At 69.5% G+C, this 14,982-nt stretch carries 13 protein-coding genes and 1 pseudogene; 4 read left to right on the forward strand and 10 right to left on the reverse strand.

The window, feature by feature from the left end; all coding sequences use genetic code 11:
• Window positions 1-13: 13 nt before the first annotated feature.
• Window positions 14-457 carry a PaaI family thioesterase gene (locus tag V7E05_RS01840; protein ID WP_333617975.1) on the reverse strand — a complete coding sequence of 148 codons (444 nt, stop codon included), beginning with the start codon at window positions 455-457 and terminating at the stop codon, window positions 14-16.
• Between the two features lie 117 nt (window positions 458-574).
• Here V7E05_RS01840 and V7E05_RS01845 point away from each other — a divergent pair, with 117 nt between their 5' ends.
• Window positions 575-1,084, forward strand: coding sequence for a winged helix-turn-helix transcriptional regulator (locus tag V7E05_RS01845; protein ID WP_333617976.1), 510 nt, complete (start codon window positions 575-577; stop codon window positions 1,082-1,084).
• On the opposite strand, the gene hemW is transcribed toward V7E05_RS01845, so the two are convergent.
• From hemW to lepA, 5 genes and pseudogenes are all read right to left on the reverse strand, one after another.
• Window positions 1,081-2,265, reverse strand: coding sequence for a radical SAM family heme chaperone HemW (gene hemW, locus V7E05_RS01850; protein ID WP_333618008.1), 1,185 nt, complete (start codon window positions 2,263-2,265; stop codon window positions 1,081-1,083). The two genes, V7E05_RS01845 and hemW, sit on opposite strands and share 4 nt — an antisense overlap.
• A 370-nt stretch (window positions 2,266-2,635) precedes the next feature.
• Window positions 2,636-4,006 (reverse strand): annotated as a pseudogene (locus V7E05_RS01855) (WS/DGAT/MGAT family O-acyltransferase); the annotation flags it as partial.
• Window positions 4,007-4,183: 177 nt separating this feature from the next.
• On the reverse strand, window positions 4,184-4,396 hold the full coding sequence (locus V7E05_RS01860) for a hypothetical protein (protein WP_333617977.1): 213 nt from the start codon (window positions 4,394-4,396) through the stop codon (window positions 4,184-4,186).
• 9 nt (window positions 4,397-4,405) lie between these two features.
• Window positions 4,406-6,505, reverse strand: a complete 2,100-nt coding sequence (locus tag V7E05_RS01865; protein ID WP_333618009.1) for a M3 family metallopeptidase — start codon at window positions 6,503-6,505, stop codon at window positions 4,406-4,408.
• A 121-nt stretch (window positions 6,506-6,626) separates the two neighbouring features.
• Window positions 6,627-8,483 (reverse strand): translation elongation factor 4, encoded by a 1,857-nt coding sequence (gene lepA, locus V7E05_RS01870; protein ID WP_333617978.1) that lies wholly within the window; start codon window positions 8,481-8,483, stop codon window positions 6,627-6,629.
• A gap of 136 nt (window positions 8,484-8,619) precedes the next feature.
• Here lepA and V7E05_RS01875 point away from each other — a divergent pair, with 136 nt between their 5' ends.
• Entirely contained in the window at window positions 8,620-9,183 is a 564-nt protein-coding gene (locus V7E05_RS01875) for a type II toxin-antitoxin system PemK/MazF family toxin (RefSeq protein WP_333617979.1), read from the forward strand.
• 275 nt (window positions 9,184-9,458) lie between these two features.
• Window positions 9,459-9,719 carry a 30S ribosomal protein S20 gene (rpsT, locus tag V7E05_RS01880; RefSeq protein ID WP_333617980.1) on the forward strand — a complete coding sequence of 87 codons (261 nt, stop codon included), beginning with the start codon at window positions 9,459-9,461 and terminating at the stop codon, window positions 9,717-9,719.
• Between the two features lie 108 nt (window positions 9,720-9,827).
• On the opposite strand, the gene V7E05_RS01885 is transcribed toward rpsT, so the two are convergent.
• The gene (locus tag V7E05_RS01885; protein WP_333617981.1) at window positions 9,828-10,604 is read right to left on the reverse strand and encodes an AraC family transcriptional regulator; all 777 of its coding nucleotides are present in this window, start codon (window positions 10,602-10,604) and stop codon (window positions 9,828-9,830) included.
• 130 nt (window positions 10,605-10,734) lie between these two features.
• On the opposite strand from V7E05_RS01885, the gene V7E05_RS01890 reads away from it, so the two are divergent.
• On the forward strand, window positions 10,735-11,259 hold the full coding sequence (locus V7E05_RS01890; RefSeq protein ID WP_333617982.1) for a VOC family protein: 525 nt from the start codon (window positions 10,735-10,737) through the stop codon (window positions 11,257-11,259).
• Window positions 11,260-11,349: 90 nt separating this feature from the next.
• Here the strand turns inward: V7E05_RS01890 and holA are convergent, their stop codons facing one another.
• From holA to V7E05_RS01905, 3 genes are read right to left on the reverse strand one after another with little or no spacing between them, the layout of a single operon-like run.
• Entirely contained in the window at window positions 11,350-12,342 is a 993-nt protein-coding gene (holA, locus tag V7E05_RS01895; RefSeq protein ID WP_333617983.1) for a DNA polymerase III subunit delta, read from the reverse strand.
• A gap of 10 nt (window positions 12,343-12,352) precedes the next feature.
• On the reverse strand, window positions 12,353-13,879 hold the full coding sequence (locus V7E05_RS01900; RefSeq protein WP_333617984.1) for a ComEC/Rec2 family competence protein: 1,527 nt from the start codon (window positions 13,877-13,879) through the stop codon (window positions 12,353-12,355).
• The gene (locus V7E05_RS01905; RefSeq protein WP_333617985.1) at window positions 13,876-14,922 is read right to left on the reverse strand and encodes a ComEA family DNA-binding protein; all 1,047 of its coding nucleotides are present in this window, start codon (window positions 14,920-14,922) and stop codon (window positions 13,876-13,878) included. Before V7E05_RS01905 ends, V7E05_RS01900 begins: the two co-directional genes overlap by 4 nt.
• Between the last annotated feature and the right edge of the window lie 60 nt (window positions 14,923-14,982).

The raw sequence follows: 14,982 nt of genomic DNA on the forward strand, positions 1-14,982 counted from the left end.
CGGGCAGGTGCGATCAGGATTCGGTCAGCGGCACGTTCTGGAGCCGCACCTGGCCCCGCGCAATCGGCTTGCCTGTGTCCCGCGCGGAGATCACGACATCCCAGAGCTGCTGCCCCTTTCCCTGATGCAGCGGTTCTGCGGCGACATCGGCGACGCCGCCCGTCGAGGGGCGGAGGAAGTCCGTGCCGTTGTGCAGACCGACGGCGAACTGTCCCCTATCGCGCACCGCGGCGCTCGCGCCGATACTCGCCGCCGATTCGATGATCGTCGCGTACACACCGCCGTGCACGACGCCCCACGGCGTGAAATGGTCTTCACCGAGTTCGACGTACCCGCGGCACGAGCGGGCGTCGACGGATTCGACGACGAATCCGGACGCGGCGACAAAGGCACTGGCGCTCTCGAGCGAGACATCGGGCAGGTCGGTGTTCTCGGTGTTCTGGGATTCGCCGGACATTGCGCTCCTCTTCTTTTGACCTCTGGCGCATTCCGCGCCCTGACTTCTACAATCGAAGCTAGAGGGAGAGTTGGCGTCGGTCAAGGTTGGTCGAAGCTGAACAAGGAGGGCGAAACGATGGAATGGCTCGAACAATCGACGGAGAACTGCTCGATCCAGCGGACCCTCGACGTGATCGGCGACAAGTGGGCCATCCAGGTACTCCGTGAGTCGTTCCGCGGCGTCCATCGCTTCGACGAGATGCGCGATCACCTCGGCATCTCGGATTCGGTGTTGTCGCGCAGGCTCCACTCGCTCGTCGCGGAGGGAGTGCTCGAACGCAGGGAATACCGCGAAGAAGGCGCGCGGCGGCGAAACGACTACCGGCTCACAGAGAAGGGCCGGGCCCTCTATCCTACTATCGTGGCGCTACTGCGCTGGGGCGACGCCTACTACGCCGACGCCGCCGGCCCGGCCGTCGAGATCGTGCACTCGGGGTGCGGCGAGAAAGTGTCGGCGGAGGTCCGATGTGCGGCCAGACACCGGCTGGAGTCGCCCACCGAAGCAGAGACGATCCCGGGGCCCGGCGCCCTCCCCCGACCGGGCCTCTTGCCGGCGCCGGAGGACGCCGCTCGGGGACGCGACTAGTCGTCGAGGATGTCGCGGACCACGCCGTCGGCGAGGAGGCGCCCTGCGTCGGTGATCCGATACCGGCCGCCCTCACGGTCGTCATCGCTCCCACGGACTTGCTCGACGATCCCGCGCTGCTCCCAGCCGGCCAGCCGCGCGCGCTCGGAGTCGCTGAGCATGCCCGCCGCGATCCCCTCTGCCAAGCGCATGCGGAGCATGACCCGCTCGATGTGGCGGTCGCCGTCGGAAAGCAGTTCCCCACCGGCGACGGGCAGCGAGCCGGGCACGGACGCCGCCGCGTAGCGCGCCGGGTGCTTGAAGTTCCACCAGCGCGCGCCGGAGAGGTGACCGTGCGCGCCGGGACCGAAGCCCCACCAGTCGCCATCGCGCCAATAGCCGAGGTTGTGCCGACACTGCGCGTCTTCCCCGCGCGCCCAGTTCGACACCTCATACCAGCCGAAACCCGCCCCCTCGAGGCGGTCGGCGACTATCTGGTACCTGCGCGCGAACACGTCCTCCTCCGGTTGCGGGATCTCGCCGCGCCGCACCTTGCGGGCCATCGCGGTGCCGTCCTCGACGATCAGGGAGTACGCCGACACGTGATCGATGCCCGTGGCCAGCGCGTCGTCGAGGGTCTTCGCGAGGTCGTCGTCGGTCTCCCCCGGGGTCCCGTAGATCACGTCGAGATTGACGTGCTCGAATCCCGCGGCGATGGCCTCGCGGGCGGCGTCGAGCGCGCGGCCCGGCGTGTGCGCGCGCTCGAGGACCCGCAATACGCGAGTCGACGTCGACTGCATGCCGAGCGAGATGCGCGTGAACCCACCCACGGCCAGCGCCTCGAAGAACTCGGGCGAGACCGATTCGGGATTGGATTCGGTGGTCACTTCGGCGCCGGGTGCGAGGCCGAAGGATTCGCGGATCTCCGCGAGAACCGCCACGAGCATCTCCGCCCCGACCATGCTCGGCGTTCCCCCACCGAAGAAGACCGAATCGCATGACGGCGCACGTCCCGTCGACTCGGCGAGCCTCGACGCCGCCTCCCGGATCTCGGTGCGGATGGCGCCGAGCCAGGATTCCGGGGAGGCCGAGCTGCCGAGCTCGCCCGCGGTGTAGGTGTTGAAATCGCAATACCCGCAGCGCGAGGCGCAGAACGGAACGTGGACGTAGGCGCCGAAGGGGCGAGCCACGGCCTCCGGCATTCGTAGATCGAAAGCCGCTTCGCCTGCCTGTACTACCGCCGAATCCGCCACGCCGCGAGTGTAGGCCACTCCCCGCGGCGAGCCGGCATCGGCGAGTGGCCGGCCCCTACGGGTTCTTGATCTTCGACTTCCCTCGCGTTTCGGCCAGTGCACCGAGCTTCTCGCCGAGCTCCTCGATGTCCTCGATCTGCTCGCACACCGTCGAGACGCGATCCGGATCGCCGCCCTCGGCGCCTCGCTTTGCTCTGGACTTGCCCTTGCCGGACCCGGGCGTGCCGGTCGCGACCTTGTTCGATCCGGCCGTCCCCGAGGCGAGCTCGGGCTCGTCTGCCGATACCGCCGCGAGCTCCTCCATCTGGCCCGCGAGCTCTTCGTACTCGTCGAGCGCTTCCTTCATGTAGCCGATAAGCGGCCAGAGATCCGATTCCATCTCGCGGCAGCCGATGAACCCCGCATAGACCGAGCCGTCGAGCGAAACGACCGTGAGGTTGAGCCCGGCGCCGTGGAAGGCCGGGCCGAGCGGGTACATCGCGGTGATCCGCGCGCCGAGGAAGTACAGCGGGAAGTTCGGCCCGGGGACGTTGGAGACGACGAGGTTGTAGACCACCGGGTGCTTCTCGGCGAGCCGCAGCTTGGAATACGTGCGCACGGCCGCGCCGAAGATCGAGGGTGCCGCGAACTGCGCCCAGTCGGTGAGGAGGTCGGCGTCGATCGTGTCGTTGTGCTTCTTCGCGATGTCGGTGGACTTCGCGATGACCCGCAGTCGCTTGATTGGATCCTCCTGAGAGGTGGCCAGCGACATGAACATTCCGGACACGTGGTTGGTGCCTGGGCGGGTCGAGACCCCATGGACCGACATCGGCACCATCGACACCAGCGAGTTCTTCGGCAGCTCGTCTTTCTCGACGAGGTAGCGGCGCAGCGCGGTCGAGGCCAGGGCCAGGACGACGTCGTTGACTGTGCAGTTGAATGCCTTCTTGACCCGCCGGATCCTGGCGAAATCGAATTGGCCGTACGAGACCGCCCGGTGCCCGGTGATCGTGCCGTTGAAGCGCGTGCGTGGCGCGGAGAACGGCGCCGGCATCGCCTGCCCGCGGCGGGCGCGAAGAACCCACTTCGGCAGGACCTTGACGGTCCCGGGCAGAAGCGAGACGAAATGGAACGGCTTGGCCAGCGTCGAGATAGCGCCGCCGAGCAGTACCTCGACCGCGCCGAATCCGCCCGCTCCGACGTCGAGCTGCTTCTCGTCGAGGAGCTCAGTGTCCGGAGTGAGCGAGCAGAGCTGGGTGATGATGTTCGCACCCGAGACGCCGTCGACCGTCGCATGGTGCATCTTGATGATCATCGCGACCTCGCCGGTCTTGAGACCCTCGACGACCCAGACGTCCCACATCGGCGCCGAGCGATCTATGGGCAGGCCGGCGAAATGGGCGACGAGGTCGCCGACCTCCTTGTCCCCGGCGTCCCCGGGCACGGCGATCCGGTGGACGTGCTTGTCGATATCGAAATCGTCCGCCTCGATCCACACCGGATGATCGAGGTTGAGCACCGAATTGTGCAGCTTGCGCCGCAGCGGTGGCATGTACTTGATGCGCTGGTCGAACTGCGCCTTGAGCTTCTCGAAGGAGTAGCCGCCGGGGATGCTGGACGGGTCCACCTTGACGAGCACGCAGACGTTGAGTGGCTGCGACGGCGTCTCGAAATAGAGGAAGCTGGCGTCGAGTCCGCTGAGTCGTTGCATAGACAAAAGTGTACGGAGACAGGCTTCACATTTTCGGTGTCACCGGAAAATCCACACCCATCGAACCGAAGTGATGCCGGGGCGGCCCGAGGGCTAGAAGATCCGGGTGAGCACCCAGATGAGCACCAAGAGCACGATGAGCCCGATGAGCGCCTGTTGCACGCGCGATTTTGGCATCTAGCCGAGTTCCTCCTCCGCCGCTTCGTCGCGGCCCCTGACCCGGTCCACGACCGCCGGACTGAGCACGGCATCGGTCGCGCTCCCGATGAGCTTCGCCAAGCCGATGGACACGGGAAGCAGCACGGCGACGACGATCGCCACCTGCGGCGCGAAGGGCAGCGTGGAGAGCCAGAGCTCCACGCTGTCCACGATCTCCGGCACGGACGACATGGACGTAGCCTAACCGACCGCCGAGCTCTCGAGACCACGGCGCCGCAGTAGCGGGGCCGGACTCGGGGCAGCACCGCGGAACGCGCGATACGCCTCTTCGAAGTCGATGGCGCCACCCCTGGACAGCACCTCCCGGCGGAGCCGCTCCCCCGATTCGCGGCGCAGCCCGCCGTTCTCGCGGAACCACTCGGCGGCGTCCGCGTCGAGCACCTCGGCCCAGAAGTAGGAGTAGTACGAGGCCGAGTACCCACCGGCGAAGATGTGCTGGAAATAGCGGGAGCGGTAGCGCGGCTCGATGCCGCCGACGTCGAGGCCGGCCTTCTCGAGGACCGTGTCTTCGAAGCCGTCGATGGCTTCCCCACCGCGCTCGGCGATTTCCGCGGCCGCTGCGGCGGAGAGCGAGTGCCAGGCGAGGTCGATGAGCGCGGCGCCGAGGTACTCGACGGTCGCCTGCCCCTGCCCGAAGAGCTCGGCCTCGCGCAGGCGCCCGAGCAGATCTGCGGGGAGCGCCTCGCCGGAGTCGACGTGCCTGGCGAAGCGCGAGAGCACCTCGTCCTCGTCGGCCCACATCTCGTTGACCTGCGAGGGGAACTCGACGAAATCGCGCGGCACGTTCGTCCCGGAGAAGCTCGGGAACCGGACGCGGGAGAGCAGGCCGTGCAGGGCGTGCCCGAACTCGTGGAACATCGTGGTCACCTCGTCGCGCGTGAGCAGCACGGGCTGCCCCTGCGCAGGCTCGGCGAGGTTCATCACGTTGACGACGACAGGCCGCGTACCAAGCTCGGTGGACTGGTCCACGAAGGAGCTCATCCAAGCGCCGCCGCGCTTGCTCGGGCGCGCGTAATAGTCCAGGAGGATGAGGCCGATGCCGTCATCCTGGCCCGATCCCGCGTCTCGCACCTCCCACACCTCGACGTCGTCCCGGTAGGCGCGCAGGTCCTCGCGACGGGCGAACTCGAGCCCGTAGAGCGTGGAGGCGGCGTGCATCACGCCGTCATGGAGGACGTCCTCGAGGCGGAAATACGGGCGCACGGTGGCGTCCTCCACCGAGAACCGCTCGGCGCGCAATCGCTCGGCGAGGAACGCCCAGTCCGCGGGCGAGAGCTCGCGGTCCTCGCCGCCGAGGAGGTCCTTCGCCTCGTTCCGGGCGTTGGTGGCCGCGGCGTCCGCGACGCTTTCGAGGAGCCCGCGCGCGGCGGCGGCCGTCTTCGCGGTCTCCTCCTCGAGCGCGAAATCGGCGTGACAGGCGTAGCCGAGGAGCTCCGCGCGCTCGGCGCGGAGGCGGACGATCTCGAGGAGGATTGGAGCGTTGTCGGCGCCCGCGGTGGAGCCGCGCTGCAGCGAGGCGTCCATGATCCGCGCGCGAAGCCCCGCATCCTCGAGCAGCGCGGAGATCGGCTGGACCGTCGGCAGGCCGAGCGGGATGAGCCAGCCGTCGCGGCCCGCGGCCGCCGCGCCGCGCGCGAGCGAGTCCATCGTCGCCTCGTCGAGCCCGGCGAGCGTGGACTCGTCCTCCGGCGCGACGTGGACGGCGAGGTCCGCTGTAGAGCGGAGGACGTTCTCACCGAAGGTCGTGGTGAGCTCGGCGAGACGCTCGTCGATCTCGGCGATCCGCGCGCGGCCGGCTTCCGGAAGCGCTGCGCCGCGACGGCGGAAGTCGCGGAGCTGCTTCTCCACGAGGCGGCGGGTCTCCTCATCGACGGTCTCGCCGTCCACGGCTACGTCAGCGACAGTCCTGTCGGACGAACCTGCACCCACCCCGATGCGCTCGGCGACGGCCGAGATCCGGGCGTATAGGCGCTCGTCGAGCCAGATCCGGGAGAAGTGCGAGGCGAGTAACGGCGACAGCGTGCGGTCGAGCGCCTGGCGCTCCTCGGTGGCATCGGGGCCGACGAGGTTGTAAAACGTCGACAGCACGCGGTCGAGCGCGCGGCCGGAGAGCTCGAAGGCGATCGCGGTGTTCTCGACGCTGGGCTCTGCGGGGTTCGCGACGATCGCGGCGATCTCGGCGTCGTGATCGTCCATCGCCGCCCGGGCTGCCGGCTCGACATCGGCGTCGGTGAACGCCGCGAAGTCGGGCAGGCCGAACGGGAGGCCGGAACCGTCCATGAGGGCTGCGGAGCCCACCGTCAGACCTGCCTTGGAGTCGCCCACCGGGCGCTGGGAGGGATTCTCGGAATTCACGTCCGTCATCCTAGGCGCAGCCGATCCGGCCGAGTCGCGCCCCGCCCTACTTCTTCTTGTCGGCGCTCGTGTCGGCGGAGAGCGCGGCGACGAAGGCCTCCTGCGGGACGTCGACGCGGCCGATCGACTTCATCCGCTTCTTGCCCTCCTTCTGCTTCTCGAGCAGCTTGCGCTTGCGGGAGATATCGCCGCCGTAGCACTTGGAGAGCACGTCCTTGCGGATGGCGCGGATGTTCTCGCGGGCGATGATCTTCGCGCCGATCGCCGCCTGCACCGGCACCTCGTACTGCTGGCGCGGGATGAGCTCCTTGAGCTTCGTGGTCATCATGTTGCCGTAGTGCTGTGCATAGTCGCGGTGGACGATCGCGCTGAACGCGTCGACGGCCTCGCCCTGCAGGAGGATGTCGACCTTGACCAGGTCCGCGAGCTGCTCGCCGGCCTCCTCGTAGTCGAGGGAGGCGTAGCCGCGGGTGCGGGACTTGAGCGAGTCGAAGAAGTCGAAGATGATCTCGCCAAGCGGCATGATGTAGCGCAGCTCGACGCGGGTCTCCGAGAGGTAGTCCATGCCCTTCATCTCGCCGCGCTTGGACTGGCACAGCTCCATTGTGGGGCCGACGAATTCGCTCGGCACGATGATCGTGGTCTTGACGATCGGCTCGTAGACCTCGCGGTTCTTCCCCTCCGGCCACATTGACGGGTTGGTGACCTGGAGCTCTTCGCCGTCTTCGGCGACGACCCGGTAGACCACGTTGGGCGCCGTCGAGATGAGGTCGAGGCCGAACTCGCGCTGGAGCCGGTCGCGGGTGATCTCCATGTGGAGCAGGCCGAGGAAGCCGCAGCGGAAGCCGAAGCCGAGGGCGACGGAGGTCTCGGGCTCGTAGGCGAGGGCCGCGTCGTTGAGCTGGAGCTTGTCGAGCGCGTCGCGCAGGTCCGGGTAGTCCGATCCGTCGATCGGGTAGAGCCCGGAGAACACCATGGGATTGGGTTCCTTGTAGCCGGCGAGCGGCTCGGTCGCGCCGTGCTTGGCGAGGGTCACGGTATCGCCGACCTTCGACTGGCGAACGTCCTTGACACCGGTGATGAGGTAGCCGACCTCACCGACACCGAGCCCCGCGGAGGCTCCGGGTTCGGGCGAGATGACGCCGATCTCGAGGAGCTCGTGCGTGGCCCCCGTCGACATCATCGTGATCTTCTCGCGCGGGGTGAGCTTGCCGTCGACGACGCGGATGTAGGTGACCACGCCGCGGTAAGTGTCGTAGACCGAGTCGAAGATCAGCGCGCGCGGCGGGGCGTCGGCGTCGCCCTCGGGCGCGGGGATCTGCTCGCAGAGGCGGTCGAGGAGCTCGGGTACGCCCTCGCCGGTCTTGCCCGAGACCCGCAGCACGTCGGACGGCTCGCAGCCGATGATCGTGGCGATCTCCTGGGCGAAGCGATCCGGATCCGCGGCGGGAAGGTCGATCTTGTTGAGGACCGGGATGATCTCGAGGTCCTTCTCCATCGCGAGATAGAGGTTCGCGAGGGTCTGCGCCTCGATCCCCTGCGCGGCGTCGACGAGAAGCACCGCGCCCTCGCACGCCTCGAGGGCGCGCGAGACCTCGTAGGTGAAGTCGACGTGGCCGGGGGTGTCGATCATGTGGAGGACGATCTCCTCGCCCTCGTTGGCGCCCGAGCGTGGGACCCACGGCAGGCGCACGTTCTGCGCCTTGATGGTGATGCCGCGCTCGCGCTCGATGTCCATGCGGTCGAGGTACTGGTCGCGCATCTGCCGCTGATCGACGACCTCGGTGATCTGCAGCATGCGGTCGGCGAGCGTGGACTTGCCGTGGTCGATGTGCGCAATGATCGAGAAGTTCCGGATCTGCGAGGGGTCCGTGAAGGTGGTCTTGGCGAAATTCTTCGTCACTCTCGTCCGTCTCCTCCTCGCGCGCCGAGGGGGCGCCCGAACCGAAATGTCCAGGTTCCCAGGCTACCCGGCGCCCGGCACAACTCCGAACCCGCGGCGATCCGCCGGCGCGGCCCCTGCCAGTAAACTGTGGCGCATGGCAATCAATTGGAACCGGGTGGGGCGTCAGGCGTTTTCGCTCGCGCGCAGGTACGGACCACAGGTCGCGCAGGAGATCAACAAGCGCCGCCAGGCCGGGCGCGGCAACGGTCAGGGTGCCGGCCAGGGCTCGGGTCAAGTCGGCTCGGCCCAGGGCCGCCCGGCTGTGACGACGGACCACGCGAGCCGCGACCGCGCCCGCGCGATCAGCTACTCTCCCGAACTCGACGGGATGGCCGATCCCGGCGAGATCGTGTGGACGTGGGTCGAGTTCGAGGAGCACGACGGCCGCGGCAAGGACCGCCCCGTCCTCGTCGTCGGCCGCGACAGCGCCGTCCTCCTCGGGCTCATGCTCTCGAGCCAGTCCAAGCGCGACGGCGATCCCGACTGGATCGGCATCGGGTCCGGACCGTGGGACCACGACGGCAAGCCGAGCTGGATCCGCCTCGACCGCGTGCTCGAGGTCCCCGAAGACGGGATCCGGCGCGAGGGCGCGATCATGCCCCGCGAAGATTTCGAGAACGTCGCCGGCCGGCTCCGCTCGGACTTCGGCTGGAGCTGAGCACTCTCCCGCCTCCACCTGCGCGCTGCTCGCTTTGCTCCTGCAGCCCCGGCGCTGCTATTCTCATCGTTCGGTGCACCGCGTTCGGCGCGGCGCAAGCAAGCAGCTCGACATGTGGACCACGCTCGGCGCGTGGCTCGTGGCCGGGCGAGTACAAGCTCAGCAATGTCCATCAGCGCGGAATCCGCAGCCGAAGTCACGATCCGGCCGCGAGGAATCCGCAAGGGGCGAGGGCGACCGCCTTCTCCCGCTAGCTCAATCGAAGGTAGTAGCGCGTGGCAAACATCAAGTCGCAGCAGAAGCGGATCCGCACCAACGAGCGGAACCGTGCCCGTAACCAGTCCGTTCGTTCGGCCCTGCGTTCCGCCATCCGCGGCGTGCGCCGGGCCGCCGAGGCCGGGGACAAGGAGCGCGCGGGCGCCCTCCTCGTCGCCGCCAACCGCCAGCTCGACAAGGCCGCCTCCAAGGGTGTCATCCACTCGAACCAGGCCGCCAACAAGAAGTCGGCGTTGTCGAAGGCCGTCAACAAGATCTAATCGCGCCGCCCGGCACTACCGGGCTCCGCGCCGAGCGCCGCTCGTTTTCCGCACTGCCGTGCGGAGGAGGGCGGCGTTTTTCGTCGTCTGGCGGGCGACTCGCGGTGCCTATGTTTCCTCTCGATAGCCCCGCGCGCCGAACCCGAGGGTCGTCCGGAAATCTGCGGCGAGGTGCGCCTGATCCGCATAGCCGAGCTCGGCCGCCACCTCCGCGACGGTGAGCCCCGGGTCTTCCCGCAGCCGCAGCGCAGCCTCCTGCAGTCGATAACGGCGGATGATGCGCAGCGGGGACACACCCACGAAGCGTTTGGAGAGGCGCTGGAGCTCGCGCGTGGATACCCCGATGTCCTCCGCGAGTCGCACCACCGAGGTCATCTCCGGATCGCTTGCGGCCAGTTCCACGGCCCGGCCGGCGAGCTCCGCGCCGCGCGGAATCTCCACCCGCCGCAGTGCCAACCATTCCGACATCGCCTCGGCCGCCGCGGCCGGGTCGTCCCGGTCCATGCACTCTCGCACGGCTCCTACGAGATCATCGAGCTGGAGGGGCACCTGCTGGTCGACGATCTCGTCCGGCCGGGCTCCTAGTATGCAGAGGCCCGCCGGACGCAGTAAGACCCCGAAGGCCCAGCCGTCCGCCGTCAGTACCTGGTGGGAGATCCCGGTCGTGGGGCCCGACAGCGTGACCCTCTCGCGTTCCACGACGAGGTTCGAGGCCGGGAACGGGAGGATGCGTTGCACCGACTCCTCTTCCTCCGGCAGATCCCATTGCGAGATCCAATACCAACTCACGTAACCCGCGAGCGCGGCCGGAGGCATCCGCCGGTGGAAACGTGGGAGGACGCGCGGATAGAGGATGCCGCGCCGGTCCCCGATTTCGCTGCTCAAGAGTGCGTCCCGTCGTGTTGTCGTCCAGTCGCTCTGTCTGGCGTGCCGGAATGCCGTCGTGGACGTAGCGATCCCGACCTCGTCGCAAATCTACAAGTCCTGCGCCACTGCACGCTGCGATCCTTATCGCATGAGCGACAACACGATGAGCGACAACGCACCTAAGCGCGGCGTCACGGGAACGTACACCACCAAGGGGATCCCTGCGGGACGGACCAGCCTCACCCCGTTCCTCACCGTCGGCGACGCGCGCGGGGCGATCGACTTCTACAAGAAGGTCTTCGGCGCGCGGGTCGCGGATGTCACCGAGATGGGCGGGGTGGTCGTGCACGCGGAGATCGATTTCGGCATCGGGTATATGCAGCTCGGCGCGATCAACCCGGCGTACGGGCTGGTCCCCGCGCCGGAGGGCGATACCGACTGCTACTCGATGGGGATCTACTGCGAGAATGCCGACGCGGTGGTCGCCGCAGCGGTGGCCGTGGGAGCAACGGTGCGGGAGGAGCTCGTGAACTTCGCCTCGGGTGACCGGTTCGCGTCGATCCGGGATCCGTTCGGGGTCCGCTGGAGCATCATGAGCCGGGTCGAGGATCTCTCCGAGGAGGAGAGCGGCCGCCGCGTGGCCGAGTGGGCCGCGCAGCAGGAGCAGCAGTAAGGGGCGGCGCCGATGCCCCTAGGGCCGGAGCTGCCCGAGGGTGGCGGATCGATAGTGGCTGCCCGAGGGTGGCGGGCGCGGCCACTGGGACTACGCCGCCGCGAGCGCGCCGACCTGCCGCACCGCGCGCTCGAGCGCGAAGGCCGTGTCCCTAGTGCCGCCCTTGACCTCTCCGTTGAGCCGCGCGACGACCTGCAGCGCGGACGCTAGGTTGCCACCTCCCCAGTACCGCGCCTGCGAGCGCTTGATCTTGTCGAACTTCCACGGCTGCAGACCGAGCGCGTAGATCTCCTTCTGCTGCGCATCCGGATGGGTGCGCACCATGGCGATGGACCACACTCCGTCCGCCAGCGCGTCGGCGAGGAGAACGTGTGGGGTGCCGGAGTGCATGGCCCATTCGAGGGCTTCGATGGCTTCGTCGACCCGTCCCGTGACGGCGTAGTCCGCGACGGTGAAGCCCGTGACGCCCACGACTCCCTGGTAGTACCGGTGGACCGCGGCGACATCGATGGCGCCGTCCGTGTCCGAGACGAGCTGCGCCGCGGCGGCGGCGAGCTCCCGCAGGTCCGTGCCGATCGCCTCGACCAGAGCCTCGCACACGTCCTGCGAGACGCGCGCGGAGTGACTCGAGAATTCCGAGCGCACGAAGGCGAGAATGGCGGCCGGGCGCTTGATCGGCTGGGCATCGTGCTCCACGGCGCCGAGCTTGCGCAGCGCGGGTGCGAGCGCCTTGGCCCGCCCGCCGCCGGAGTGGAGAACGACGAGCCACACGTTCTCCGGGAGGTCCGCCGCCGCGTCCTCGACGAGGGCGACACCCTCCTTTCCGAGCTCCGCCGCGCCCGTGATGACCACCGCGCGCGGCTCGCCGAAGAGCGAAGGAGCGAGGAGCTCGGAGATCTCCACCGGAGTGATCTCCGAGCTCGCGCGCCAGGAGACCACGAGCTCCTCGAGGCCCTCGCCAGCCACCTGCGCGCGAGCACCGGCGATGACGTTTGACGCGGCACGATCGGCCAGGAACTCGTCCGTCCCGAGCACTAGGTGCAGCGGCCCCTCGGGGGCAGGAGCCTTCCGCTGTGCTGACATGCGCATCAATCTACCGTTCCCCTCCGACACCCCACCGCGCGACGGAAACGATCCACCACAACGCGGGAACGGTGGCCCACGCGAGCGCCCGCGATGCCGCCGACCCGAGCGGCGGTGCGACGGGGCCGGCGGCGGCCGCCGCGGTCCCCGCCACGGTGACCAGCGGGACCACCGGGGCCACGGCGATGTTCTTCGCGATCGCCCACGCAGGCACTGCCCGGCCCGTGGCTGCGAGCACGGGCGCTGTCGAGGCGTGTGCGACGAGGGCGAGCGCGATCGCCGAGCACGCGAGGCGCACGGGGTGCCGGTGCGGGAACGCGGACGCGGCGACGAAGACCGCAGCTGGTGCCGCCACCTCCGGTGACTTTTCTGCCAGGACCCGTCCGCGCAGGCGCCGAGCGGACCGCGCCGCGAGAAGGGTGGCTGCAAGGAGAAGGCGCTCAGCAGGGGCGGCGGCGATGACGATTCCGGCGGTCGCCGTCACCGAGAGGACGAAGCCCAGCCCGACGACAGTCGCCGGGGCCGCGATCGAGAACACGAGGACCACGACGAGGAGCAGACGGAGCGAATCGCGGGAGCGCCCCGTCGCGAGGGCGAAGACGGAGATCGCAGCCATCGCCGCGGCGCGCAGCACGCTCGGCTCCGGGCCGACCACGAGCACGAACGCGGCGACCGAGGCGGCCCCGAGCGCGAGCCGTGTGCGCCGCCCGGCGCCGCACACGGCGGCCAGCCACACCGCGGCGCCGAGGACGTACGCGATGTTCGCCCCTGAGACAGCGGCCAGGTGGGAGAGCCCGGAGTCGAGGAAGGCCTGCGAGAGCTCGGGCGGGACGCGCCGCTGATCGCCGAGGACCATCGATGGAAGCAGAGCGTCTGCCGGCGGCGGGAGCGCGCGGGAGGCCTCCTGCAATGCCGTCCGCACCCCAGCGGCCACGGAGTGAGCACCCTCGGGCCCGTGCACGATCCTCGGCGAACCGCCGGCGGACAGAGTGAGCTCCCTCTCCCCCGGCGGCCCCGGGCTCGTGCTGACCACCGTCTTCGCAGCCGTCCCGGGCTCGAGCCACAGCCAGCCCTCGCCGCGCGCGAAGAGTGTCGCCGGGGCGCGCATCGTCCAGCGCTCGCTCCCCAAAGACACGGAGCGGACGAACACGTCGATCACCACGACCTCTGCGCTGCCATGCTCGGCCGCCACCGGACGGGGTATCGCGCGTACCTCGAGCTCGACGGTGGCTCGGGCGGGCTGCGATCCGGCGAGTGGACTCCGCTCGGCGGAGTGAGCGCGTGCGGCGCCCAGGCCGCAGACCAGCGCCATCACCACCGCGCACAAGCCCACTGCCCGGAGCTGCTCGGCCTTAACCGGCCCGCGCGCCCACCCCCTGCCTGTGACGACACACGCCGCGCCCGCACAGACCGCGCACACGGCGAGGGCGAGCGATTCCCGGCACGGGACCGCGGCGAATCCCAGGGCACAACCGAATGCGGTGGCCGCGACCGGGGCCAGCCGGAGGTCCGGCGCCCGGCGCCGCGGCGCGCTCACACCGTGACCGCATCGCGGAGAGCCGCGAGTTTCGCCGGGCCGATGCCCCGCACCTCGCCGAGTTGCTCTACATCCGTAAAGGGGCCGTGGGATTCGCGATACTCAATGATCGCGCCGGACGTCGCCGGCCCGACACCATTGAGCCCCTCGAGCTCCGCCGCCGTCGCGGAATTGAGATTCACCTTCCCGTCCGCCTTCCCCGGTGCTCCTGCACCGGCGCCACTCGCCGCACCACCGGGCGCGATCACGCCTGCCGCGGCCCCGCCCGCGCCGAGCAGCTGCGATCCCGGTGGCGCCGCCGCCTCCAGCGCGCGGACGCCGACGACGACCTGCTCGCCGTCTTCAAGGATCTGCGCGAGATTGAGCGAAGTGGTGTCGGCCTCGGGCAGCGCGCCGCCGGCAGCGGCAAGTGCGTCGGCCACGCGAGGGCTCGGCCCGAGGGTCACCAGTCCGGGACGGACGACGAGCCCGACCACCGAGACGACGACGGTCCCGACAGACTCCCCCGCGCCCGGGGGCGGGAAACCCGACGCCGCCCCGGCCGAAGCGCCCGAGGCGGATGCAGCCGCCGAGACCGTCGGCGCCGCTGCTCCCGCTGGATCGCCCGCCCCGCCCGCCGCCGAGAGCCCGGGAAGGTCGGGCGCCGAGACCTCGCTGGGCTCTGAGCGCAACAGGTTGGCGAGCGCGAAGCCGGCGACGACGAGGACGGCGGCGAGCAGCGCCATACCACCGGCGCGGCCGAGGGACAGTCCGCCGAGCAGCGCCGCCCGCCCGGAACGCGACGGCGCCCATTCGGGAAGCTCGGCGACACGGCCGGCGGGGAGTTCGGGACGTTCGCCGTCATCCGCGGCGTCGAACGGCGGGCGTCGCGCACCCGTGCCCGCCCCAGATTCCGGCTCGGGTTCGGACCCTGAAGCGGTTCCGGTTGTAGCTACCGATCCCACCTCGACGATTCGCCGTAGGCGCGAGACGGGATCGGGAGGGTCGCCGGTTGCAGAGGTAGGCGCCGACGCCGGTGCGTGGACGGGGCTCGCAGTGCTCATGGCCAGAGACGGTACGGCCGGCGACGCGCACGAAAGCCGAACGAACCTACACCGATCTCC

This window comes from Dietzia sp., from assembly GCF_036741115.1.
Lineage (GTDB): Bacteria > Actinomycetota > Actinomycetes > Mycobacteriales > Mycobacteriaceae > Dietzia.